This window comes from Mesorhizobium sp. 43Arga, from assembly GCF_053714255.1.
Window position 1 is genome coordinate 172,030 of sequence record NZ_JBSKBO010000001.1, and the last position, 22,418, is coordinate 194,447.

Annotated in this window: 14 protein-coding genes; 4 read left to right on the forward strand and 10 right to left on the reverse strand. The window is 59.8% G+C overall.

Annotated features, from left to right (window positions below):
- Window positions 1-262: 262 nt before the first annotated feature.
- Window positions 263-1,237: an AbiV family abortive infection protein gene (locus tag ACWGS8_RS00800; RefSeq protein ID WP_454579164.1), complete on the forward strand. Its 975-nt coding sequence runs from the start codon at window positions 263-265 to the stop codon at window positions 1,235-1,237.
- A gap of 47 nt (window positions 1,238-1,284) precedes the next feature.
- On the opposite strand, the gene ACWGS8_RS00805 is transcribed toward ACWGS8_RS00800, so the two are convergent.
- Window positions 1,285-1,731: a hypothetical protein gene (locus ACWGS8_RS00805; RefSeq protein ID WP_454579165.1), complete on the reverse strand. Its 447-nt coding sequence runs from the start codon at window positions 1,729-1,731 to the stop codon at window positions 1,285-1,287.
- Complete coding sequence (locus tag ACWGS8_RS00810; protein ID WP_454579166.1) at window positions 1,728-2,213, reverse strand: hypothetical protein; 486 nt, start codon at window positions 2,211-2,213, stop codon at window positions 1,728-1,730. The genes ACWGS8_RS00805 and ACWGS8_RS00810 overlap by 4 nt, the downstream gene beginning before the upstream one ends.
- A gap of 161 nt (window positions 2,214-2,374) precedes the next feature.
- On the opposite strand from ACWGS8_RS00810, the gene ACWGS8_RS00815 reads away from it, so the two are divergent.
- The 3 genes from ACWGS8_RS00815 (at window position 2,375) to ACWGS8_RS00825 (ending at window position 7,063) form a co-directional block, all read left to right on the forward strand.
- Entirely contained in the window at window positions 2,375-3,229 is an 855-nt protein-coding gene (locus tag ACWGS8_RS00815) for a type IV toxin-antitoxin system AbiEi family antitoxin domain-containing protein (protein ID WP_454579167.1), read from the forward strand.
- Complete coding sequence (locus tag ACWGS8_RS00820) at window positions 3,229-4,131, forward strand: nucleotidyl transferase AbiEii/AbiGii toxin family protein (protein WP_454579168.1); 903 nt, start codon at window positions 3,229-3,231, stop codon at window positions 4,129-4,131. The genes ACWGS8_RS00815 and ACWGS8_RS00820 overlap by 1 nt, the downstream gene beginning before the upstream one ends.
- A 313-nt stretch (window positions 4,132-4,444) precedes the next feature.
- Window positions 4,445-7,063, forward strand: a complete 2,619-nt coding sequence (locus tag ACWGS8_RS00825) for an AAA family ATPase (protein ID WP_454579169.1) — start codon at window positions 4,445-4,447, stop codon at window positions 7,061-7,063.
- Window positions 7,064-7,174: 111 nt separating this feature from the next.
- On the opposite strand, the gene brxL is transcribed toward ACWGS8_RS00825, so the two are convergent.
- The 8 genes from brxL to ACWGS8_RS00865 are packed head-to-tail and all read right to left on the reverse strand — an operon-like array spanning window position 7,175 to window position 22,170.
- The gene (gene brxL, locus ACWGS8_RS00830; protein WP_454579170.1) at window positions 7,175-9,217 is read right to left on the reverse strand and encodes a protease Lon-related BREX system protein BrxL; all 2,043 of its coding nucleotides are present in this window, start codon (window positions 9,215-9,217) and stop codon (window positions 7,175-7,177) included.
- Window positions 9,218-9,219: 2 nt separating this feature from the next.
- The gene (locus tag ACWGS8_RS00835; protein WP_454579171.1) at window positions 9,220-11,766 is read right to left on the reverse strand and encodes a PglZ domain-containing protein; all 2,547 of its coding nucleotides are present in this window, start codon (window positions 11,764-11,766) and stop codon (window positions 9,220-9,222) included.
- On the reverse strand, window positions 11,767-12,843 hold the full coding sequence (locus ACWGS8_RS00840; RefSeq protein ID WP_454579172.1) for a GTP pyrophosphokinase: 1,077 nt from the start codon (window positions 12,841-12,843) through the stop codon (window positions 11,767-11,769).
- The gene (gene pglX, locus ACWGS8_RS00845; protein ID WP_454579173.1) at window positions 12,840-16,673 is read right to left on the reverse strand and encodes a BREX-1 system adenine-specific DNA-methyltransferase PglX; all 3,834 of its coding nucleotides are present in this window, start codon (window positions 16,671-16,673) and stop codon (window positions 12,840-12,842) included. The genes ACWGS8_RS00840 and pglX overlap by 4 nt, the downstream gene beginning before the upstream one ends.
- Window positions 16,674-16,685: 12 nt before the next feature.
- Window positions 16,686-20,243 carry a BREX system P-loop protein BrxC gene (gene brxC / locus ACWGS8_RS00850; RefSeq protein ID WP_454579174.1) on the reverse strand — a complete coding sequence of 1,186 codons (3,558 nt, stop codon included), beginning with the start codon at window positions 20,241-20,243 and terminating at the stop codon, window positions 16,686-16,688.
- A gap of 12 nt (window positions 20,244-20,255) precedes the next feature.
- Window positions 20,256-20,840, reverse strand: a complete 585-nt coding sequence (locus ACWGS8_RS00855; RefSeq protein WP_454579175.1) for a BREX protein BrxB domain-containing protein — start codon at window positions 20,838-20,840, stop codon at window positions 20,256-20,258.
- The gene (locus ACWGS8_RS00860) at window positions 20,837-21,610 is read right to left on the reverse strand and encodes a BrxA family protein (protein ID WP_454579176.1); all 774 of its coding nucleotides are present in this window, start codon (window positions 21,608-21,610) and stop codon (window positions 20,837-20,839) included. Before ACWGS8_RS00860 ends, ACWGS8_RS00855 begins: the two co-directional genes overlap by 4 nt.
- Complete coding sequence (locus ACWGS8_RS00865) at window positions 21,607-22,170, reverse strand: BrxE family protein (protein WP_454579177.1); 564 nt, start codon at window positions 22,168-22,170, stop codon at window positions 21,607-21,609. Before ACWGS8_RS00865 ends, ACWGS8_RS00860 begins: the two co-directional genes overlap by 4 nt.
- Between the last annotated feature and the right edge of the window lie 248 nt (window positions 22,171-22,418).

Below are 22,418 nucleotides of genomic sequence, written 5' to 3' on the forward strand. Positions count from 1 at the left end.
TATGTTCGGCTCCAGCGCGGGTTGGCGATGCAATGCCGACTAGTCAGTGCGCCGGGGCGCACTCAGGAGGGATTTTGGACAGCTATCGTGTGGGTGTAGTTCTCATCATCGCCCAGCGCGGTGCGCCGGACGAGATGAAACTGAGAACTCGTATGTTTTGTTTTTTCTACATGATTCCAACCGGAATATCCTGAATAGGCCGAGAATGGTCGAGACACAGTATTTGGATGTGGAACCGGGCAGACCCTGCTATCCATAATTTATGATTGAGGAAGAAATCATTGCTTGGCTTTCGCAGGCGCGCGCGCCTATCCGGCGCGATGGAGTCATGTCGTCAAGCGAAGTGGCGGAGGCCGTCACAGCCTATCTCGATAATGGTCTTAGCTTGTTTGAGGATGCGCTGCTCCTCTGCAAAAACGGCAGAGTGTCACGCGCTGCGGCGCTGGTAGTCCTCGGACTGGAGGAAGTCGGCAAGGTTCCTTTGCTTGTCAACGCGTTTCTGCGCTTTGAGCATGGCGTCGATAAGGAGGCTTGGAAGGCGTACTGGAAATCCGGCGGCTCGCATAAGGCCAAGCAGGCGCTCATTCTTGGATACGGGAAAATCATCCGCCACCAAGTCGATGGCGATCCCGTATTTTCGCGACGGCTCTACAGACATTACGCTCCGGAGAATGTTCTGGAAGCGCTGGATGCGTTCAAGCAATCAAATTTTTATGTCGATCTAAGGCAGGACGGGATACATGCGCCGGGCAATGACGAAAGAACTTTGGCAGCCTTGGACTACCTGCTGACTTTCGGGCAGGAGCGCGCCGACAGCTTTTGTGCTTGGCATGTTTCGGCACGGCGAAGCGCCGACCAGCTGGACGTTGCGCTCGGCCGCAAATCCGTCGCCCGGTGGACACCCCATTACGCAGTGCCTGAAGTCCGCGCGGATATCCTCTACCAAGCCGCGGCGCTCAGCGCCTCTCACGTCCCGGACTACGGAACCTTTTGTGACTTCATTGCGCAATACAAGGCTAAGGTCTCAGAGAAGCATTTTAAGGAAGCGCTGATTTCGCTGGCGGGACTGCTGAAGGACCGGGTGGACGGAACAGAGGCGTTGCCGCTTTACTACGCCCGGTATCTGAATGCCTTTAAGCTGATGATCAGCCTCTCCGATCAGAAACAGGTTTTGGGCGCGAGCTTTGGAAAAAAGCTCCGGGAACTGCTTTTGCCCGGAAGCAAAAATGCGGCCTAGCCTGCAGCGCACCGGCAGCCCGCTTTTCAAGCAGAAGGTGGTTCGCCTTAAGCGGGGGGCAGCTCGATCCCTATGCCCCAGCTCCGCACCGGCCAGGAGTCGCCTGCCTTCTCCTCCACCGTAAAATGAAAATCCTTGAACCGCCGCGCCTCTATGCGCGGCAGCATATCGGAAAACTGCGCTCTCGTTACCTCCAGCGAAAGGCTCAACGACGGCAGGGGGCTGGCCTGGAACAGCGCGCCCGCATCGGGGAACTCTGTCTTCATGGGCGTCGGCGCCATGATCATGACGACGCCTGGCCACATGAAGGCGGCGTTCGGCATGATCAGCGTGGCAGGCAGGATAATGTAGGTGAACTCGACCGACTGCCGGGGCGGTCCCGGCTGGACGACCTGGCCGAAATTGATGCCGGGCGCGCCGACGATCTCGCCGCGCCAATCGCCGGCAACGACCGGCGGCAGCTGAAGGCCGCGGGTCTTTTTGCGCGCGGTCATTCCGTCGAGGCGACGGGAAGCGCGGCGATATCGACGCCGGCGATTTCCAGCCGCTGCCGCGCCGCCGCGACGACCTCCGCGCCGAACCGGCGCGCGTGCCGCAGGACGATGGCTTCGCCGGTCAGCTCCGGCATGTTCCGCTCCAGCAGCATCGTGAAGCCATCGGTGCTTTTGGCGCTCATGGCCCAGTCCTGAAGGGTCTGGACCTCGCCCACCCGCGCCACTTTCTGCCTTGTGCGCGCGAGCCGGGTAGTCTTCCCGCGCTCCTCGGACAGGACATGCTCGAAGGCATGGATCGTCTGCCAGAAATCATGCTCGACGGTTCCCGGCTTTTCCTTCGGCAGTACCGAAACCAGCCGGCGGAAAGCTGCATCGGCGACGCGCGGCTCGCCCTTTTCCCGGGCGTTCCTGATCCATGATCTCAGCCCGTCGGGATCGTCGCAGTTCTCAATCAACTCCAGAACCTTCGCCACATCGGTCATGCTGTCCTCCCTAACCCTCTGATTTACCGGCAGATTGTTGTATAACTGTTTTTAGCCCTTCCGGGGCTAGACTCCAATACAAATCAATCAAATGTCTTGACCAGTCCCTGCGAGGCAGATTATTCTATATGTACGTTTAGCCTTTGGAGGGCTAAAATCAAATGGAAACCAATCTGCGCACGCTGGGAAAGGCCGAAAGCAAGGTGGTGCTGTCGCTCCGCGAGGAGGGCCGCTCGCTGGTGCAGACGGCGGACATCTTCGATATTCTCGGCCCGGACGTACACGAGACCGCCGCGCGCAAGGTCATCCGCAACCTGGTCCGCAAGGGCTGGCTGTCGCGCATCGTCGGCGGCAAGTACATGCTGCTCCCGCCGGAGCACGGCCCCGAGAATCTCGGCGAGAATAACGTTCTGGCCCTCGCCGCCGCCGCCGTCGAACCCTCCTATATAGGCTGGTGGTCTGCCGCCTCCTGGCACGGCTTCACCACGCAAAAGCCGATGACGGTGTTCGTCGCGGTCACGCGCCAGACGCCAGCGAAAGTGATCGAGGGCAGCGCGGTGCGCTTCGTCAAGGTCACTGATCGCAAATTCTTCGGTTATGAGCCGTACGACGTGTACGGCCGCATAGTGGCGCTCTCCACCCCCGCCAAGACGCTTGTCGATTGCCTTGACCGCCCTGACCTCGCGGGCGGCCCGGCGGAACTCGCCCGCATCACGCACGAGGCGCTTGCCGACACCGACGCCGGGGATGTGCTGGAAGCCGCCACGGCCATGAAGTCGAAGGCGGTTCTGCAGCGTCTCGGCTTTCTTTCCGATCTGCTGGGCAGAAAGCTGCCGGAACCCGTCAGGGCGGCCATGCGCGCGAAAATCCCCGGCAGCTCCCGCTCCTATTTCGGGCGGGCAGAGCAGCGCGACGGCGATATCGGCTATGTCGCCGCGTGGGGCCTGTTCGTGCATGCGCGCGAAGCAGACCTGCTGGCCGAAGTGCCGCGCGTTCGCGGGCGGGAGGAAAGTTGATGCTGTCCGCCAACGACCTGCGCAAGGTGGCGGCGCGTTCGGGCGCGCGCGATATCGGCAATGTTGAGATCGACGTAATCCTCACCTACCTTCTCCAGCTCTTCACCGAAAGGGGCATTACCGATCATGTCGCCTTCAAGGGCGGCACGATGCTGCGCAAGATGGTTTTCGGGCCGCGCGGGCGCCTGTCAACGGACCTCGATTTCACACGCCGCACAGACATTCACGTCGATGACCTGATGCTGATGATGCTGGAGGCGCTGAGCGAACCGTATAACGGGCTGTCCTTCCGCTTCGACAAGGACAAGGACTGGTACCTGACGGACGAAGGCTGCGCCGCTAATCCGGTCTGCTTTCACGCGGATAATGAGAAAGGCGTAAAGATCAAGCTCCAGGTCAGCACGCGCGAGACGCCCGTCATGCCGGTCGTGCCGGTGGCGCAGATCGACCAGGATTATTTCAGGTTTCTGCCGTTCAAGCCCGCCGCGATTCCTTCGATCGCCTTTGAGGAGGCGATTGCCGAGAAAATCCGCGCCGCCAGCCAGCGCTCGAAGATACGCGACCTGCACGACCTGGCGGAGATCGCGCGCCGCGCGCTCGACCGTGACCTCGTGCGCGGCCTCGCCGTGCTGAAGCTCTGGAACAGCGGCGGCGCGGGCCTTGACTACGATCGGTTCGCCGCGCGCGTCAAAGGCGGCGGCGACTACGATATCGGAGACCTGACGGCGCTCCTGCGCAAGGATGAAAAACCCGACCTTGACGGCACGATCGGCCGCGTCGTTGGCGGCTTCCGTTTCCTTGCCGATCTTACGGACGTCGAGAAAACGCTCGCGGCGGACGGCGCGCAAAAGAACCGCAAGGAAGAAGCAGCGCTCATCGAAGCGCTGCGCAAACCTCGCTAGGCCAGCCTATTGACTGGAAAGAGAGGGTGCGGCAGCACCCCTGGCCCTTGCCGAAAGCGGGCGGCTCCGGGTCGATGCCTGGCGAAGGCGCATCGGAAGGGAGGGCGGGCAGCGCCCGTCCTGGCCCCTGTTTCTGCCTGGGATCGTCACCCGCATGGGCGCCGACGGCCTGCCGGCGTGCCGGGGCAGCCGCTTTCCTGCCACGGCAACACAGGCTTGCCGCTCCGGCCACGATCTGCATAACTATGCGCAGGCTTGGCAATTCACTTCGGCGCCGAAAGGTTAATGGGCGCGGGGGATGTATCGGGGCGGAATGACCAAGAAAACACCGAAGTCTGTACTCGAAACCATTCTCGACTGGTCGGCGGATCGTTCCGCCTGGCAAAGAGATGCCTTGCGCCGCATCGTAACCGGCGGAACCCCAGACGAAGCCGGCCTGAACGACATTCTGGCTCTTTGCAAAAAGGACCACGGGGCTCAGGACATAACACTGGACGCGGCCGTGCTGGAAGCCGCGCATCTGCCGGCCAATCCGCCCGGCGGCGCGTCGATCGCGCTGGCCGCGCTCAAGGACGTCCTTGGCGTCAATCAGCTGGCAAACGGCCAGACTCTGAAGTTCGAGCCCGCTGGGCTCACCATCGTCTACGGGCCGAACGGGTCGGGAAAATCGGGTTACGCCCGTGTTCTCAAGCGCGCCTGCCGCGCACGCAAGGCCGGCGACATCATGCCCGACGCCTACAACCCCGCCCCGGCGGGCAAGGCGACCGCTAACTTCTCTATCCAGAAGAACGGGACGCCGGAGCCGGTCGTCGCCTGGACCGACGACGGCAAGCCTGACACGGTGCTGTCGGCGATCAGCGTGTTTGACCGAGACTGCGGATCGGTCCATGTGCAGGAGAAGAACGAAGTCGCTTTCCGGCCTTTCGGGCTCGATATTCCCGACGACCTCGCCGGCGTTTGCCAGGCCCTCAAGCAGAAGCTGACGGCCGAAGAAGCGCAGCTCAAGGCGCGGCGCGACCCCGTCTATGAAAAGCCGACCTGGAACGCCGCCACCGCCGTGGGCAGGATCATGGCGGCGCTGGCTCATGACACCGACCCTGGGCCGCTCGAAAAACTGGGAGAGATGACCGAAAACGAGCGGGCAAGGCTCGCGCGGCTTGAAGAAGACCTCCTCAAAAACCCCGTGGACGCCGCTGCCGAGCAGCGCCAGTTCGCAACTGAGGTACGCCAGCTGACCGAAACGCTGGATCGCATAGCGGCAACCTATGCGGATGAGCCTCTCAATAGGCTTAAGGGGCAGGCCGATGCGGCGCGCGATAGGCGGGGGGCGGCGGACATGGCCGCGAAGAACGCTTTCGACGGCCTCGCCATCCCCGGCGTAGGCGGCGAAGTGTGGCGCATACTTTGGGAGGCCGCCCGGCGTTATTCTGAAGAAGTCGCCTATCCGGCGGCTCTCTTTCCGCCGGCGAGCGACGAATCCTGCGTCCTGTGCCATCAGGCGCTTTCACCGGGCGCGAAGGCGAAGCTGGGAAGTTTCGAAGATTTCATAAAGGGGGACTCGGAAGCGCAGGCCACAGCCGCAGAACGGAAGTTCTCCGGCGCGCTCACGGCCTTCAAGGGGCGGAAACTGGAGGTGCGACTCATCGGCCAGGCAAGACGCCGCATTGGCCTCCAGCACCCGGCTCTCGCAAGAAGCGTCCTGCGTTTTGTTGCCAGCGCAGACCTGCGGCGCCTGAGGTGCCTCAGGGCGCTGGCCGCCACTGACGCGCTTGTTCTTCCCCCGTTCTCCCCGTCGCCAAAGCCGCAACTCGAACAGCTGGAAGAAGAGCTTCTGGCCTACGCCGCCCAGCTCGACGAGGCTGCCGATGCCGAAGGGCGGGAGCGCCTCCTTCTGGAGCGCGACGCCCTGAAAGACCGGGCCGCCGTCCCCGGCCTTCTCGATACGGCCAAAAAGGAAATTGCGCGCCTTGGGGAGCTGCGGATCATAGCAGCCTGCACCGCGGACCTCACCACCAACGCCATTACAAAGCTTGGCAATGAGATCGCGGACAACGTCATTACCCCGAAGATGCGCGACCAGTTCCAGTCCGAGATTGTGCGCCTTGCGGCAGAAAAGGTCCGGGTCGAAATCGTGCGCTCCGGAGGGCAATACGGCTCTCCCAACTACCAGGTGCGGCTCTTTGCCAACCCGAAGACGAAGGTTCACATGGTCCTGAGCGAAGGAGAGCAGACTTGCGTTGCGCTCGCCGCGTTCCTCACAGAGCTGGCGACCGCGCCTCACAAATCAGCGCTCGTTTTTGACGATCCGGTCACGTCGCTCGATCATCGCTGGCGGGATAAGGTTGCTGACCGCCTCGTTGAAGAAGCCAGAATCCGGCAGATCATCGTCTTCACCCATGACATGGTTTTCGTGAACGACCTTCACGACAAGGGCGCACGCGAGGGGATTCCGCTGAAGCTGGTGAGCCTGTCGCGGGGGCCAGCCGGCACGGGTATGGTGAACGAAGGTCTCCCCTGGCAGCATGCCGGCGTCCGGGACCGAGTCGACAAGCTTGAAAAGGCTGCGCGGGAAGCCCGCAAGCTTTACGACGCGAACGATGAGGAAGGATACCGCGATGCCGCGGTGAAGATTTACGACCGGCTTCGCGCCACATGGGAGCGCGGGCTTGAGGACGTGGCTTTTGCAGGCGTCATTCACCGGCACCGCGACTATATCGACACCAAAAATCTGCTGCGGGTAACGGCCATCGAGCCATCTGACGTCGAGGTTTTCCGCAAGAATTTCAAAAAATGCAGCGACCTTGTAGACGCCCACGATCCCTCGCGGGCGCGGGACGGCACGGTTCCTCCGCCCGACGATATACTTGCCGACATCAAGACGCTGGCAGACTGGGCCGAATCGATCCGGACAAGGCAAAACGCGCTTTACTGACTGCACGAACGCCCGCCAGAAAGTGTCAAGCACACGTCCTCGTCATCCCGGCGAACGGACGACACAATTTGGAAGGTCGATGAAGCGCGGATATCGCGTCAAATCCGCCTGCTAGACGTTCCCCAGCACTTTTATGGCTGCCGTTTTCGGATCGCCGAAGAAGATGGGGTCCACATGCTCCATGATATCTGCGCTCACATCCAGGAAGTTGCGTTTGTTCTCGATAGGGATGAGCGAACGTTTCGCGCCATTGTCCTTGGCAACCTGAAGCGGCTCCGTGAGCGAACGGAGCGGCTTTATGTTACCCTGAACGCTCATGTCTCCCAGCACGAGCAACGCCGGGCTGACAGGCGCTTTTCGAAGCGCCGAGTACACCGCTACGAACAGCGCGACGCCGACTTCCGCCTCGACGCGATTCCCTAACAGGTCGATCATCTCGACATGTACGTCGGAAGTCTCCAGGTCACGGGCAATTCCAAGCTCTGCCTTCTTCGCATGCATGTGGCTATAGGCGCGCTGCACGGATTCCTTCATCGCCCCGAAGATACCGCCGGCGGTCTTGAGTTTTCCCGTGCCGCTCGAAACCGACACTTCAAGGCGGTACAGCCCCACTGTGCCGTCCGATGTCACGCCGGCGGTGTAAACCGTCCCCGGAGGCAAGGGGTCCGCGGAAATCAAATCCCGCCCGCCTTGCTCCGGCACACCAACGAATCTCTCCTCACCGCTCTCCTGAAGCGTGTAGCTGAAGGAGGTCTGATAGTATTCAAAGGAGCCCATCTTCTTGAGCTGCTCCTTCACGCGCCGCCTTCCCTCAAGAGCCAGCTCCAGTATTTCGGCAAGCTCTTCCTGGCTCACTTCACCATGAGGATGAAGGATTTTAATCAAGCCCGAGACGGTTTTTCTGACAGCTTTCCGATCGCGCGCGTTGAGATGCGCGCCCAGTGAAAAATGACGGTCGATGATCTCGGTGAAGTTATGCTTCCTCATCTCGCGCAAGGCTTCGGCGAGATAGTCCACGACAAACCCGTAGTGGTCCGTGAACAGCTGGTTCCGCATCTGGGGGATTTCCCATCCCGGAACATAGAAATGCAGGCGGTCAATGAACGCCATGTCGTCGCGAATGGTATCGGGCATGGGCGCGAACAGGTGGCCTGTCTGAACCATCACGTCGATGGGCTGATTGGTGTTGCCGAACATCGCGATACTGGCATCCCCGGCGACGGCTTCCTGTCCGCGCTGAAACGTGCCGGACTCGCAGTAGGTTTTCATCGTGGTGATGACTTCCTTGGGCATCTTCTGCAGGTCGGCGACTTCGTCAAAACCGACCACGTCCCAAATCTGGACCATGCCCTTCTGCCGCCCGGACATATGGCCGAAGAGATTTGCGACGGTGCTGCCGCCCGTCAGCAGCGCCGTGTAGGGCGATACTTCCTGGACGACATAGCTTTTGCCGGTCCCTCGCGGCCCCAACTCGACAAGATTGTAGTTGCGCTCGGCAAGGGGGATGAGGCGGACCAGGAAAAGGAGTTTCAGCCGCCGGGACATCTCTTGCGGTTCATACCCCATGCTGCGGATCATGAGGTCGATCCACTCGTCGGTGGAAAACTCCTTGCGGACGTTGCGATACTCATCCAGATCAAAGGTCGCGATCTGGATCGGCGTGAGCTTGTCGATCCAGAACGGGTTCTTGCCCCTCGATTCCTCGTCGCTCTCGAAGCGCATATCGACCTGCGCCCAGACTCCGCCCATGAGCAAGCGCTCATACTCGCGCACGTACTGGCTGGGAATGTGCAGAAACTTGTTGTTGAAGTTTACGCCTTCCGCCCAGTAATCCGAGTCGACAAGACGAACCTTCAGTTTGTCGATGAACGAATATTTCCCCCGTTCCTTGACCTTGCTTTGCGCCTTGGCCGCTTCGTCCGGCCTAATGTAGTTGTTCGCCAATGTCTCGTTAACGACCTGCAGGCCCATCTGGATGGAGACCTCGTCCGACGACGCGCAGTATTTCCCGAGAAGGAACTCAAGCACAAAAACGGGAACGTTCGCGCCGACCTTGACCTTGCGGACAAGATCCTTGCGGACGACCTTGCCGGCAAAGAGTTGATTCGCCTTGTCGTCAAGTCCGTCGCGGGCCGGCGGGGTTCCGTTACTCATGCTTAGACTCCAAGGCGAATGGGTATGTCGGCGGAGGACCGGAACAGCTCCGCGTCCGTGGCCGGGTCTTGTATGACGATCCGAAGGCTGGGAACGCTCTCGTCGCTGAGCAGGAAGGCGACTGTGACCGGCTTTCCGGCCTGCAGCTTGATGCAGCCCGTCGTCCGGTCGAACTCGCCGTCCACAGCCATGCCGACGGCGCCCACTTGCTTGCCGTCAAATATGAGCAAAGGCCTGACCAGCAGATCGCTGGAAAAGAGCGAAAGATTCTTGCCGTCAAGGTGAATGCTCACGCTGAAAATGCGGTTCGTCACCGCGTCCGGCATGCCGCTGGCGGTTACGGGGCCTGCGGATGGACGGTCGCGCGCAGGGGCTTTGGTGCGTACCGCAACGACAGGTATCACCAGCTCCTGCAATGATGGGCCGCCGTGATGGAAGGCGAGATCGCCTCCGCTCTTGAAGACCCCGCTGCCAAAGGGGAACACGAAATCCAGATCGGAATCATATCCAAGCGCCGCAGCCGTCACGCGAATGCAGCCAGGAGGGGTTGCGCCGCCGCGCCCGATCCAGCAGCGGCGATGGAGTTCGACCTGATCCCCTCCCGGAGCCTCGATCCTCATCGACTCGTCGCGGTCGGAAGGATGGAAAAGATGGCCGTGGTCCGCCGTCAGAATGTAATGCTCTATGCCGGCAGCAGCGAGCTTGCGGACCGCTCTCGCCAGATTGTCGATGACGGTGTCCATGACCTGTCGCGCCGCGTGCGAGAAGCCCGCTTCGCCGGCATGATCTATCTCCTGCGAGCGCACGATGACGACCTGCGCCCCCTCGATCTTCTTTGCCAGCCTGGACGGCTGAAGGCTCAGCAACTCATCGAGCGGCATATCGACGAGGCCGGGAATCCGCGAGGCAGCGAATTTTTTCCGCGCAGTGAGGTCCGGAAGGAAGGCGTCGTCGATCTTCGCGCCGAGGGTCCCCTTCTGCTCGACTACGCTGAAACTGGAAGCCGCGCCCGGCTGAAGCGCGGCCATGCAGACCGGCGTAATGCTGGGAAGTGCGCAGACCGCGGGCCGGACGCTTACTTCCGCCGATTTCGGCAGCCGGTCCGCCAGCTCGACGCCCATCTCGAAGCGCATCGCGTCGACGAAGAAGTAGGCGACCGGCTTTGGCTGCTCGGATACGACCTCGCTATAGATGCGGGTTTGGTGCAGCGAGTGCGGTACGGCCCACTTGGCCGCGACGAGAGCCTTCGCGAACCCCTCCGCCATGACGCGGCACGCTTCATCGTAAGCATGCCGGACAACGCCGAGGGGCCGTTCGTCGGGATGGTCGTCAAGATTGACGATCCAGGCTTCGAGGCGCCGCTGCGCCTGGTCCAGTCGGAACCATCCGTCTCTGGATGCGTAAGCTTCAATCCACGCGCCTGCATCGCCCGCGGCTTTGCTTGCCTCCGCCCGGACACTGACGCTGAGGCTGCCGAGTTCTGCCATGCGGCGGCATGCTTCCCACTGGGCTTTGCGCTCAACATCGCGATCAAGCCAGAAGCTGTGTTCCCGCTCGCCGATGATGGCGAGGGCCTCGTCGAACTCCCTGCGTGCGATGAGTTCCCCGCAGTGCGCGAGAAGCGCCCGCTCTTCGAAGCGGAAGGTATCTATTGATCCAAGGGCGCTGGCGGGAACGGAATCTTCGCCAAGCCCGAGTTCCGCTTCCACGCGATCCGCGATCGCCGGATATTGGGCGGCGAACCTTGTGCGCAGGCTCCGCGCCAGATCGCTGACGGCGGACTCCTCCTCCTTGGTTCTGGCGGCCGGCACCGCGTCAAGCGCCGGGGGCGGGGCACAGCGCAAGTCCTTCCTAAATTCCCCGGCAAGAACATAGCGCAAAGCGATGGCCCGCAGTTTCGCAAGGGAAGCGTCCGGAAGCTCCAGCCCGAGTTTGGAGCGCACCAGCTTGACGAGCTCACGGACGGCTTCCTTCGCCTCGATCTCCGCATCACGCTCGTCGCCGGCAAGCCAGGCAGCAAGAATTCCGTCGTGCCCGATGTTGTGAAAGATGGATCGCAGGACCGACGGCGCCGCCGCTTCCGACGTGTCCGACGCGGCGCGCGCGAGGTCGTCGTAAGAAACGCGCTCGGACCCCATCATGTCATCGATGACCCCGTCTGTGTAACGCTGCCGCAAGACGTTACGCGCATAGCGCCTCAGCTGCGGCTCGTAAGATGCCCCGGCCTTCTCCAGCTCCATCAGTACCGAGCCCTGGTGATCGCGCTCACAGCCGGGCAGATAGACCACCACGCATTCGGAAGGGTCGTCGCCGCTGACATAGGGCTCGACGGCGGCGCGCAGCTCGAACATCGAGCCGCAATATTCGGCCAGCCGCACCGACAGCGCTTCTATAGCAACAGATACGGGATCGTTGCCGGTCCGCGCGCCGCCGCGAACCTCCCGGACGTAGGACACGAATTCCTGGCGGGGATCGTACCAGACGACGACCTTGCGGGCTTTCAGCTTCTCGGCGAGCTGCTTAGATATGTAATCATGCAATGGATTCATTCAGCCAAAAACCCCCGCTTCAGTTTTGGACAATTCATGGAAACGGGCGGCGAACCACCGGATGCGAGCAACGCCGTCTGACACCGCGTCGCCTGACGTCGCGACGATGTAGGGGGCTACCTTTGGCAAGAGGAGAACCAGCAAAAGATCGGAAGAATTCCGGTCCAGTAGGAAGCGGCCTTCTCCATTTTCAGTTAGCTTTTTCGCGAAGTCGTCAAGCGCTGCCTGAGCGGCTGCCGTCATCGGTTCGGGCACCGCTATCTGCTTGCGAATACCCTCCGGCGAGTGAAGACGTACGGGTTGCAGGGCCTCATAAAGCGGACCTGCATTTCGACCAAAATCAACATCAGGAAACCATCCGCGAACCCGCGCGACAAAGTCATAAACGTCCGTGAAAACCCCGCCGTGCTCGCGCTGCCGCCGCTCAGTTTCAGCAAACAGGCTTCCGATCGTCATGTCGCCCTGCCGAACGGCGTGTCCCAACATGACGAGAAAATTCCGCTCTGCCTCCGAGAGCGACCCCGTGACAGGCTTATAGCCGAGATCGTGTTCGACCTCATTCCAGACGTGCGCCATCATGCTGCAAACCTGGATCTCGCAAGGCACGTCCGACACGTTGGCGTAGGTGCCGATTACGTCGGAATCGGGCAGAAACGCCTCTATGTGGGACGCCCGATAGAAGTTGTTGTGATCGGCCGCATTCTTGTCTTTTCGCTCAGAAACCGGCGACTTCCCTTTCTGATCAACGAAGCGCTTGCAGACCAGCTGGACGACCTGATCCTCGTGGCGCTGCTCATAGGTCGCTATGCGCACGGCGGCGAGATCACGGATTTCGTCAAAGACCGACTGCACGCTTGAAAGATTCTTCTTCCCGGAGGCCGCAAAGCGGCGCAGCTTCCCCTCCAGGCTCTTGGGGCTCTTGGCGCGAAACGTCACCTGCGCCCGGATGGCGTTGCCCTCGACAATCTCGAAGCGGCAAATCTCCGCCACCCGCGCCGACAGCTTCAGATACCGGTCGTATTCACGATGGTAGCGAAGAACGGCATTCTTAATCGTGTCTTCGGAGATCGCGCTCAAGCCGACCTCCGTGTTCTCGTTCTAGGAGTGGCAATTGCCCCCTTACCCAGTAATTCGTTGAGCGCCGTCTTTATCGCTACTGACGTACGTTCCCTTATAAGTTCCTTGATGATGTCTTCGCGCGCTGACGCCGGTGTCCATCTATCACTCTCGCTCTTGAACCAAAGTTTATCAACCAAGCCGTGAGCAATAGCGAGGCTGCGGTCTTCAGCACAGTTTGGTACGACGCGCTCTGGCCACAAGCGCATCGACAGGCGGGTCCAATCCAACTTTCCAGCCACAAGGTTGTCCCAAGTACTCTTGAGTTCAGCCTGCCAAGGCTTGTTCTGAGATACGAGCGGCCAGAGCGGCGCGAAGCTCGCAATTACGCTGTCATCTAGGTCGACCGACCAAAGCCGTGCGATCTGTTTCACACTATTGAGGAAATTCGTCAGTTCGTCGACAAACGCCGCTTGCGCTTCAATTAGCTTTCTCTGCACCGAAGTGGGGCTAGCCCCCGCCTCTGCTCGAAGTGCTTCGAGTTGCCGCTGCTCATGAGCGAGCTTGGGAACAACATAATCGTTCTGAATTCGGAACAGCGAATCGTTGGAGAGGCTTTGGGTGTAAACCCATACCGAGTAGCTTGCCGACGGCGTTGCCAGCTGCCAATATATTGGACCCTTTCTGCGGCTCTTCGAATAGTTTTTGATATGCGCAGAAAAGAAGTCTTGTGCAATAAATCGGCGCAGCTCCCCCTCTTCGAGGCAATTGTGACCAATCTCGGTGTAGACTGATTCAATGCGCTTAATAATGTCATCCGGGTGACCCGGATCATCCACCAAGATTCCTCCGCAATCCACGAAAGGAGCTTCACCAAGGGGTAGCATTCCTGGGCTCCGGGCTTGTGGCAAGTCAAACGGGTCTGGTTTTGGCGGTCTTGAGCGCTCACCTGTGACGATGCGGATATCGAAGCGGCCAAATGCAACCCCAACCGACCATGAAATGGTGTCCAAGGATGACGGTTCGAAAAAGTTGGGAACCGCTGTTGGCATCAGCCAGCTGGATTCTTCAGATGAAATTTCAAACAAAGAACGGCATATGCGGTCGATCTCATTCGTTATAAGCGCGATCTCCTCCTTGCGGTCTGCAACCTCACTCTCAGGTCTCACCAACTCCGCAGGCCCTAAGAAATTTCTTGATGTTTCGTCAAAACAGTAAGATGCGCACGATATGCTGATCAGTTTCTGCGCAGCATTCCTCAGAATATTGCGAATGGGTTCATCCCAGTTTGGAACGGGTATGCGGCCGATGGCACCGCTTTGCTTATGGAGTCCACACGTATCCCGTACAAATGCGCGAATTACCCCGCTATTCAGGTAAGACATTAAGGGTAGTATGTCCTCATCATCGTGAGGCAGAATAGCCTTTCCTTCACGGGTGGGAAGGAATCCGTTGGGCAAAACGGAGACGTGAAAGGCACTGGACTGCTTCGGGAATGAGAGCCCCTTCTTGAAGTAGGCATGAGTGCCAGATTGGTCATACGGGCGCCAATTGTCTGAAGAGAGCATATCAACCCACGGCCCGCTATTTGGCGATTGCCAATCCGCAATTCCAAGGTCTTGTCGCCAATAAGGCGAATACTCCCCGCCGTTTGAGAGCGGCGCCCACCGATTGTCAGCTCCAAGAGAAGCCGTGGCAACTTCAAACCAAGCGAGATACGTGCGTGAGGCTTTATTTGAGCCGAGTCCCCGTGGAAGGTCAGCAATATCAGCCAGTCTGCGCCATTTCGTCAGCTTCTCAAGAACAGAGTCTGGGACCGAATACGCAAGTACACTGTCTGGCAATTTCGTTAGTTCGTCCGTATTCTTCCAGTGCCAATACGGAGATGCCGGCAGAAGACTCTTTTCCTTATCCGAATGCTCACGTGCGTCAATGAATGCGCACGCTTCATTCGCGTTGTGGGCGAGAACGTATGCACACACTTGGACGTTTGCGTCCAAGACTCCCCACCCTAGATCTGCCAGCAACGTGAGTCGCGGGTCGGACGACAGTAATAAATTCCGAAAACCGTCGAATGTCGCTTGGGTAATGAACGTACGATCAGTTATGCAACCGACCGCGGCAGCACCGAGTTCACGCGCGCGTCGAACGAAAGCAGCGTAGAGGTTTCCCGCATCCAACGGATGAAGCCGGTCAATGGAAGATGGAGGCGGCGCACCGAATGGCGGATTCATGAGTGCGACATCGAATCTGGTGCGCAGTAGATCGATGAGCGCAAGACCGTGAGCTGTGTCGTCCGCAAAGAGACGCCGGCGCACGTTTGCGCCACCAGTCGCCCTCTCCGCAAAACTCCTTAGCGCCTCAAGGAGACGGGCCTCGGCTTCTTGGAAGAATTCGTCGTCGTCGATGCCCGACAGATCGAAAGCTCCCTGTTTAGGGTCTGGTCCTAAGCCTGGTAAGAAACCGGTCGTTTCACTTGCTTTGACAAACTGCTCTCGCGCACGCCGCAACTCTGAGGCGATTGCATCTTCCGCGCGCAACAGAACGCCCAGCACCCCCGCCAGCCGACTTTCAGCAACCATCTTCTTGAAGAGGTCTCCGAGTAGCGGAAGATCGAGACTGGCGGCGAATTCGTCCAGTAGAGCCGCGTCGTCAGGTATGGGCTCTGCGACAACAATATGGGTACGCTGAATCCGCGGTCGCTCGGAAGCAACTACACCAAAATCTTTCCATGCCCGCTGCGCGCGAAGCCACAGCGCCAAGGCAGCAATTTGCGAGCACCTTGGGTCGATGTCCACGCCGTAGAGATTATGCTCGACGATCAACCTTGGTATCGCACTACGCAGGCAGTCTAAATCGGGGTAGTCGTCCTTCAATGATTTGCCGGTCGCCTCAGACTCTACGGCGACCGCGACCGACCAAGCTTCCTCATAAATTGCGATTAGTAGGTCGAAGCTATAAAGAAGAAAATGTCCAGAGCCACACGCGGGGTCGAGAACGCGGATGTCTCTAGGGTCTTTTCTTGGGCGCATCTGTAGCGTCTCGCCATCAGCGGGCCGGAGATACTCACATAGGTCGGTGAGTTGTGAATCGTCACCATACATGTCAGTCCAGATACGTCCGAGGGTGTTATCGACCAAGAATTGAACAACGTAACGTGGAGTAAAGAATTGGTTTCGAATTGCTAGTTCACGACTGTTACGCGGTATAGGATTTTTATCACGTAGAACTCGGCGCTCTTCGTCGCTGTTAAAGAATTGATATATCCAACCGATTGTTTCGTCCTCGCTCCACACTCCGGATAAATCGGCTGAGTTAAGAAGCTCAAGAAGAGTTTCGAACGTCTGCCGCTTCGGCCACAGCACAGACGCGGCGTCGCGCCGGTCGAACAGAACCTTGATCTCTGTCGAGAACTCATCGAAGAGGCTCTCGATATAAAGACGATAGCCTGCGGCGTCCGGCAGCAGCCCGACACCGGGCGCCAACCCGCAAAATTCCTTATAGCCAGACGACTGCTCGCCCCTGGTGATGCACTCCTGCACCAACTGACGCGCTTCAAGCATCTTGAGCGCGACAAACCGATTCAGGGTCGTAAACGCTGCATCGCGGACATATTCCGTAACGGCCTCAACCGTATCCGCCCCCGCCGCAATCTTGTGTTCAATGGCGGCAACGATCTTCCCCCTGTGAGACTGCTGGCGGGCCGACAAATGTGCGCCCCCCTCCGGCGCAATGACGCCGCTACGCAGCACGTCAAACGTCCCTTCGAGCTGCTCCGAAAAATCTACGTCGAGCAGCCTTCGGGCCCGCTGGGTAGCGCGTTCGATCGCGCTGCGTGTTGCCTTATCCATGCCGCCCGCCCGTCATTGAACGATCACTTTCTTGCCGGTCCCGATCAGGCGCGAGCACTCCTCGCGAATGCCTTGGAGCGCGGCTTCCAGCTGCTCTTCGGTTTCGATTCCTCCCGAGAAATATCCACCCAGCCTCACTGTCGCGACGCGGTCGCCGTCGACGATACGGTGCAATTCCGCGATAGCGTCATGAAGGCGGCTCTCGCAGGCATCCAACTCCGAACGGAGTTGAGGGATAGGGACTCTGTCCTGATCCCGGACGGTGCCGCGCTGAAGCGGAGCGGCCAGTCTGTCGCGCCGCTCGGGTGGGATTTCTTCCCATCCGGGTGTAAGCGTCAGACGTTCCAAGGCTTGCGCGTAGGCCACGATCCGCGCGCCCATGGCCTCCTCGAACCGGCGGGCATACTCGGCGTTGATCGCAGTCGCATGTTGCTCGATCGCCGGCAGTTCGCGGTAGAAGGTCTCCCGCTGGAGATAGTCTTCCAGCTCTTCTGCCTTGACGCGCAGCTCATCGGCGATATCAGATTCGTTCTGCAGGAATGGCCATGCCGCGTTCTGCGCCTCCCGCGCGCGTTCCAGGTCATTCAACCGGGGTTCCGTCAGGGCCTGCTCAAGCTCTGTGGCGCGCTTGATCGCGTCCTTGATCGACCGGTGCGAGGCGTTGAACGCGGCGATGGCGTTGTCTTCCGAGCCGCGCAGGACGGCCTTCATCTCACCCAGCGCACCTTCAAGAAGGCCCGTGCCCGGCAGCCGGTATGCGGTCAGCCGCCCCAGCGCGGCTGCGACTGGGTCTTCGTATCGCGCGACTTCCTTGCGAATTTCGGCCACGATGGCGCCGGCGTTCAATTCGCGCACCTCAGTTCCGAAGGTATCGCGGAACGCCTCGGAGGCCTTCACCAACTCTTCGAATTCGATCCCTTTCTTGGGCCTGAAGGAGGCCTGGCGGAAGAAATTGTTATTCGAGAATGTGTCGCGCGCCTCGACCCCGGTCGCGGAGTCGATGGTCTGGCTGCGGCTGGTTACCTGTATCTTTCCGGCGCGCAGCAGGGAAAGAACCAGAAGCCGCACGACTTCAAAATCCCAGCCAAATGGCTCTTTCGCAAACTCGTCGGTAAGATATCGCCCGCTCGCGGTGTCGCCGTAATTGGCCCTGTCTTCTATGCGAGACATGACTTCGGCCATGGCGCCGCTTTCGACGCGGAACACGGTCTTGTTTTTTTCGTCGCGCAAAAGGCCCAGCGTGCCGAACACTGCCGGAAGCCCCTGCAAGTTCTCGGCGACAAAGAGGGCCTCCAGCCCCTTCTTCACATCGGCGGGGCGGGCGGCCGCTTCCTTGAAACGGTCGAAGACCTCGGGCAGCACGTCCCCGAGAATATCGGCGGCGCTCCTGCCCACATCAACAGCCCGGTCATCAGGGCTGCGGTCATTGCCGCGGAAGCTGACGCTGCCTGCAAGGCATGCGACCTTCAGCAGGCGGCGCAGTTCGTCCTGGTGACGCCGCTGCCTGATCTTTTCCTCGCCAATCAGCGCCGTTTCATCGGCTGTCTTCGCTTCGCGCTCCTTCCGCGCGAGCATTTCCCTCGACCGGAATAGCTCGACCGTTTCCCGGTCGATCGCGTCGTTAAGCGCAGCGGACCAGAACACATTTTTCCGCTCCTGCTGGCTGCGGGTGCGGAGTTCGCTGGCCTGCGCGTTGAAAGCGGCGCCATCGTCGGCAAGATGCACATGGAACATCATGTCGCCGCCAACGATTTCACGCCCTTGAATGGCAAGACCAGCCTTGAATGTCTTGGTGTCAAACAGCGTGTGGCTGGGCTGGGGCTGCCAGAACGAGGCCAGTATCTCGGAGTAGATTCGATGCGAGTCGCCCGGTTTGGGGCTGATGCCGTTGCGGATGCGCTCCCAGTCGTCTTCCGCGGGCGTGGGGATGCGATATCCGTCATCGCCAAGGCGCACCTTATTGGCCGCCTCCAGCTGGCGGAGCGCCTCCTTCACCGCCGCGAGCTGCGAGTCCGCGGCAACGCCGGGATGCAGTGCCGTGGCGATATTCTCCGCCGTGCGGTGGACGCTCTTCACATATTGCAAAAGGCAGATCACCTTCGCGACCGGCTGTGCGAGCGGGTGGTCCAGCTCCTTTGAAATGGCAGAAATCTTCGCTCTGACCTCGGAGCCGATATTGCCTTCGACCAGGTCGTAGACTTGATCCAGACGGGCCACGGCGCCGACCGTCTTGTCTGCCAGGTTGACGGCAGGGTTTATCAGCAGCTGCTGCGCAAGCTTGATGATGGTGCGGTTAGCGCCGCCGACATGCTTGCTCGCCCCGCCCTGCGTCCGCAGACCGGAAACCACCTGGATGATGAGGTCGATCTGATACGGAAGCAGCGGGTAGAGATCGATGAAGCCTTCCCGCGTCAATTCAGGCAGCTTGATATCAGCGGTGAGCCGCGTGTGCTCGGTGAACCGTCCGCGATGCTGGTCGAACAACTCTCCCAGAACCTTTTCGGCAGGCCCGTCCTTCGAAAGGACGCGCCGGCTCGTCACTTCCGAAATGTCGGACGGCTCCAGATGGACCTGCAACGGGAAGCGGTCCATCAGCCGGGCGAGTTCGATCTTCTTGTCGTCAAGGCCGCTGACAAGCTCGCCGAGTTTTTCCTGGGAGGTGACGACGATCCAGTGCTTGCCGCGCCCTTTCACGCCCAGGTTCTGCACGACGGCTTGCAGGTCCAGCATCTTCTGGACGTCGCGGGCAACGAACTGGCCCACCTCGTCGATCACGAACATCAAAGCCTGGCCGGGGCGCCTGCGCTTCATCAATTCATTCGCGCGCTCGGCAAGCTTGCCCGGCGAAATATCGGCCTTGTTTTTGACCGCCTTCACCCATGAATCGGCCATGGGATACGTCTCGGGATCAAGGCTGTGAAGCACGCGACTCGCCTCGCTGAGTGCGAACGCCACTTTGCCCTTCTCGGACGCCCATTCCTTGCCGAAGAGCCGATGGTACTCGGCCTCAAAATCTTCGAGCCGTCCTTTTTCCTCCAAGCCGATCTCAAGCTCGGACAAATCCAGATCCTTCGCGTAGCCAAGGCTCTGGAGAAAGAGGCCGTACATGATCTCGGTAAGAGACTGGTTGCCGGTCCTTATGCCGCGGTCGGTCGAAACGTCGAAAATGACGGCGTGAGTCGGGATTTTCTCATTGATGGTCTTGAGAAGAACCTGAAGCTTCTTGACGTCGGCTTTCTGATTGTCCCCGACTCTTTGAGCGAAGCGGTCGGCAGCAGGAACACCGGCGATCACGCGGTTCTCGATCGAGAGGCCGAGCATCTTCGCAAAGCTTGACTTACCCGAACCGAAGAAGCCGGAAACCCATATCGCGATGCCTTCGTGAGGCTTGTTAGGAGTTTGGCTATACGCGTCAAAAATGCCAGCGTAATGAGAACGAATAGCATCCGTAACGACATATTCGCCGATTTCATCGCGGATAACATCGTCTCTGGTCTGATCGACCTTGATGACTTCTTCTATGGGGCGGTGAACATCGTTCGCGAACAGGTTTTTGATTGTTTCGGTCATTATTTGGCCCTGTCAGAAAATTTTGGGGCGATAATTGTGTTCAGCCGCCAGCACGCCCATAAAGCGAAGACCCGCCGCCCCATCCAGATCACCCGGGTAAAAGAGCACGGTCGGCACCGTCACATGCCCCTTCAGCTGCTCCAGCAGCGAAAAAGTCCGGTAGACGGGAAAAAGTGCGCCGGTGCGCATGATGAACACAATATCACGAAGGGGATCGGGATCGCCCGGCATCTGCGCCGCCACCAGGTCGACGAGAGGTGTATAATCAGAAAGGACCGAATGCACCGTCTGGACGATCGTGTCCGTTCCCTGTTCGCGCTCTGCGTCGAACCACTCCTCCAGCGGCCGTTGCAACGTCATCGCCGCGTGAAGGCATTCAGCCAGGGAAATGCGCTTGATCCGCTTCCCCTTTTGCGTGAGTCGCGTTTCCAGCAGCGTTATCTGCCTTCTGAGATCAAACTCTTCTTCGGGATTGTAATGAAAGATAGCATAGGGCATGTCATGATAAGCGCTGATCTTTTCTCTGGGATCTGGCAGAACGAGAATAGGCTCAAGGTCATCTTTCAACCGGTGAATCATTGGATCAGCCAAACTCATGCCGCCATCCTCCCGGCATATTCAGACGCGTTGGCGCACGGCAGCGTCAACTGCACGAGGCTTCCGGCAACCTGGTAGTCCAGCTTGCGGTACTGATGCAACCGCAGCAGATGCTCATGCACCCGATCAGGGCCAATCAGGAGCAGCTTCCACAGTTCGCTGGCCGGCACGCGCGCGGTCGATTTTTCTTCTGTCGCGATCGCGTGGCAGAAGTATAGGAATAAGTCGTCTGACAGCTGCAAAGAAGAGAACTTCTTCGCCGGCCCGTCGCCTTCGAGAATACCGAAGTCCCGGGCCATCCGCAGCAGGTCTCTCGCGGTGCGAACGGCGCCGTACTCGGACAGAGGCGCCCGCACGGCGTTCAGGGCTTTCCAGGACTGCCGCACGTACGGCACAGCATCTTCCGAGCGCAGAAGAAGACGGCCGGATTCGTATTGAGGATACAGCCACTCCTCCAGGAACAGGGCGTATATTGTCTCGCGGAGACCGACCCAGAAGTGAAGACACAGCTTCCAGTCGAGGATATTGTAGTGTTTTTGCGCGAGTTCGATCAGCGGCTTTGCCTCGTCCAGATCGCGGAACCTGCGCCGAAGGGTGGACCGCACTTCCGTCTTCCATCCTTCGCTGCGAAAGCCGCCCTGGAAGACGCGATCAAAGTTTTCGTCGAACGACTGCCGCGGGCTCCATTGCTCAAACAGTGTGTAGGCCTCCTCGACGAGGGCGCCCTTGCGAAGAAGTCTTTGAGAAAACGGGTTTGTAAGATTTTTCACGCCTTACTCCCTGCCGAGTAAGGAACTGCGAGGGCGCCCGGCTCCCCGCGTGCGAACCCCAGCGCGAGCAGCGCGATATCCTGGTCCGTATAGGCAAACGGCGCGGGCAGCGGCACGGCGCGACCCTCTGCCGTACGCCGCAGTTTTGAGAACATCTCGGACTCGGCGTCCGTGATTGAAGCGAATGAGTCGAGCACCGCTTTCAGGTCATCCCCTTGAAGACTTTCCAGTTTCTGGAAAAAGGGAACCCATTCGTCGGCATGGTCAAGCCAGTGCTCCCAGCGCGCATCGAATTCGTCTTCAACGTCTTCCGGAAGCTGCCAGAGGGTTACGCCAGCAGGAGGCGCGAAAACTTCGCGGCAACGATGGGCCGCGACGGCAAAAACGGAGCGGGCCTGAGCGAAATAATGGGTGCGCGGGAATCCCCGGCGGAGAGTAGCTGCGCCGAGCCGGCCGAGCTGGCCGCGGGTATTCCACCATTTAGCCAGGTCCATCTCGCCGAACCGGGCGACGACCAGGCGAAGCTTGAGCAGGCGGTCGAAATCAAGGGCCGAAGACATCAATGGTCGCGCTCCCGCAGCCGGGGCGCGATAACATCTGCGGACACCACGCCGGGGCTCGTCACTCCAACTGATTTCCTATGGCCCCCTGATATACCCCGCAAGTCTCTTCCCCCTCAGCGTTTCTGCCTGTACAGCTCCGTGGACGGCGCGGCGCTAATACGCGTCCTCTCGCCGTCTGAGCCTCCCGCATGCCGGGCCACATAATCGCGCATGAATTCGCGAAGCACCTGGGCGGCGGGCGTGTC

Coding starts and splice junctions, on each gene's coding strand:
- ACWGS8_RS00800 (WP_454579164.1), top strand. CDS start 263: ATGATTGAGGAAGAAATCATTGCTTGGCTTTCGCAGGCGCGCGCGCCT.
- ACWGS8_RS00805 (WP_454579165.1), bottom strand. CDS start 1,731: ATGACCGCGCGCAAAAAGACCCGCGGCCTTCAGCTGCCGCCGGTCGTT.
- ACWGS8_RS00810 (WP_454579166.1), bottom strand. CDS start 2,213: ATGACCGATGTGGCGAAGGTTCTGGAGTTGATTGAGAACTGCGACGAT.
- ACWGS8_RS00815 (WP_454579167.1), top strand. CDS start 2,375: ATGGAAACCAATCTGCGCACGCTGGGAAAGGCCGAAAGCAAGGTGGTG.
- ACWGS8_RS00820 (WP_454579168.1), top strand. CDS start 3,229: ATGCTGTCCGCCAACGACCTGCGCAAGGTGGCGGCGCGTTCGGGCGCG.
- ACWGS8_RS00825 (WP_454579169.1), top strand. CDS start 4,445: ATGACCAAGAAAACACCGAAGTCTGTACTCGAAACCATTCTCGACTGG.
- brxL (WP_454579170.1), bottom strand. CDS start 9,217: ATGAGTAACGGAACCCCGCCGGCCCGCGACGGACTTGACGACAAGGCG.
- ACWGS8_RS00835 (WP_454579171.1), bottom strand. CDS start 11,766: ATGAATCCATTGCATGATTACATATCTAAGCAGCTCGCCGAGAAGCTG.
- pglX (WP_454579173.1), bottom strand. CDS start 16,673: ATGGATAAGGCAACACGCAGCGCGATCGAACGCGCTACCCAGCGGGCC.
- brxC (WP_454579174.1), bottom strand. CDS start 20,243: ATGACCGAAACAATCAAAAACCTGTTCGCGAACGATGTTCACCGCCCC.
- ACWGS8_RS00855 (WP_454579175.1), bottom strand. CDS start 20,840: ATGAGTTTGGCTGATCCAATGATTCACCGGTTGAAAGATGACCTTGAG.
- ACWGS8_RS00865 (WP_454579177.1), bottom strand. CDS start 22,170: ATGTCTTCGGCCCTTGATTTCGACCGCCTGCTCAAGCTTCGCCTGGTC.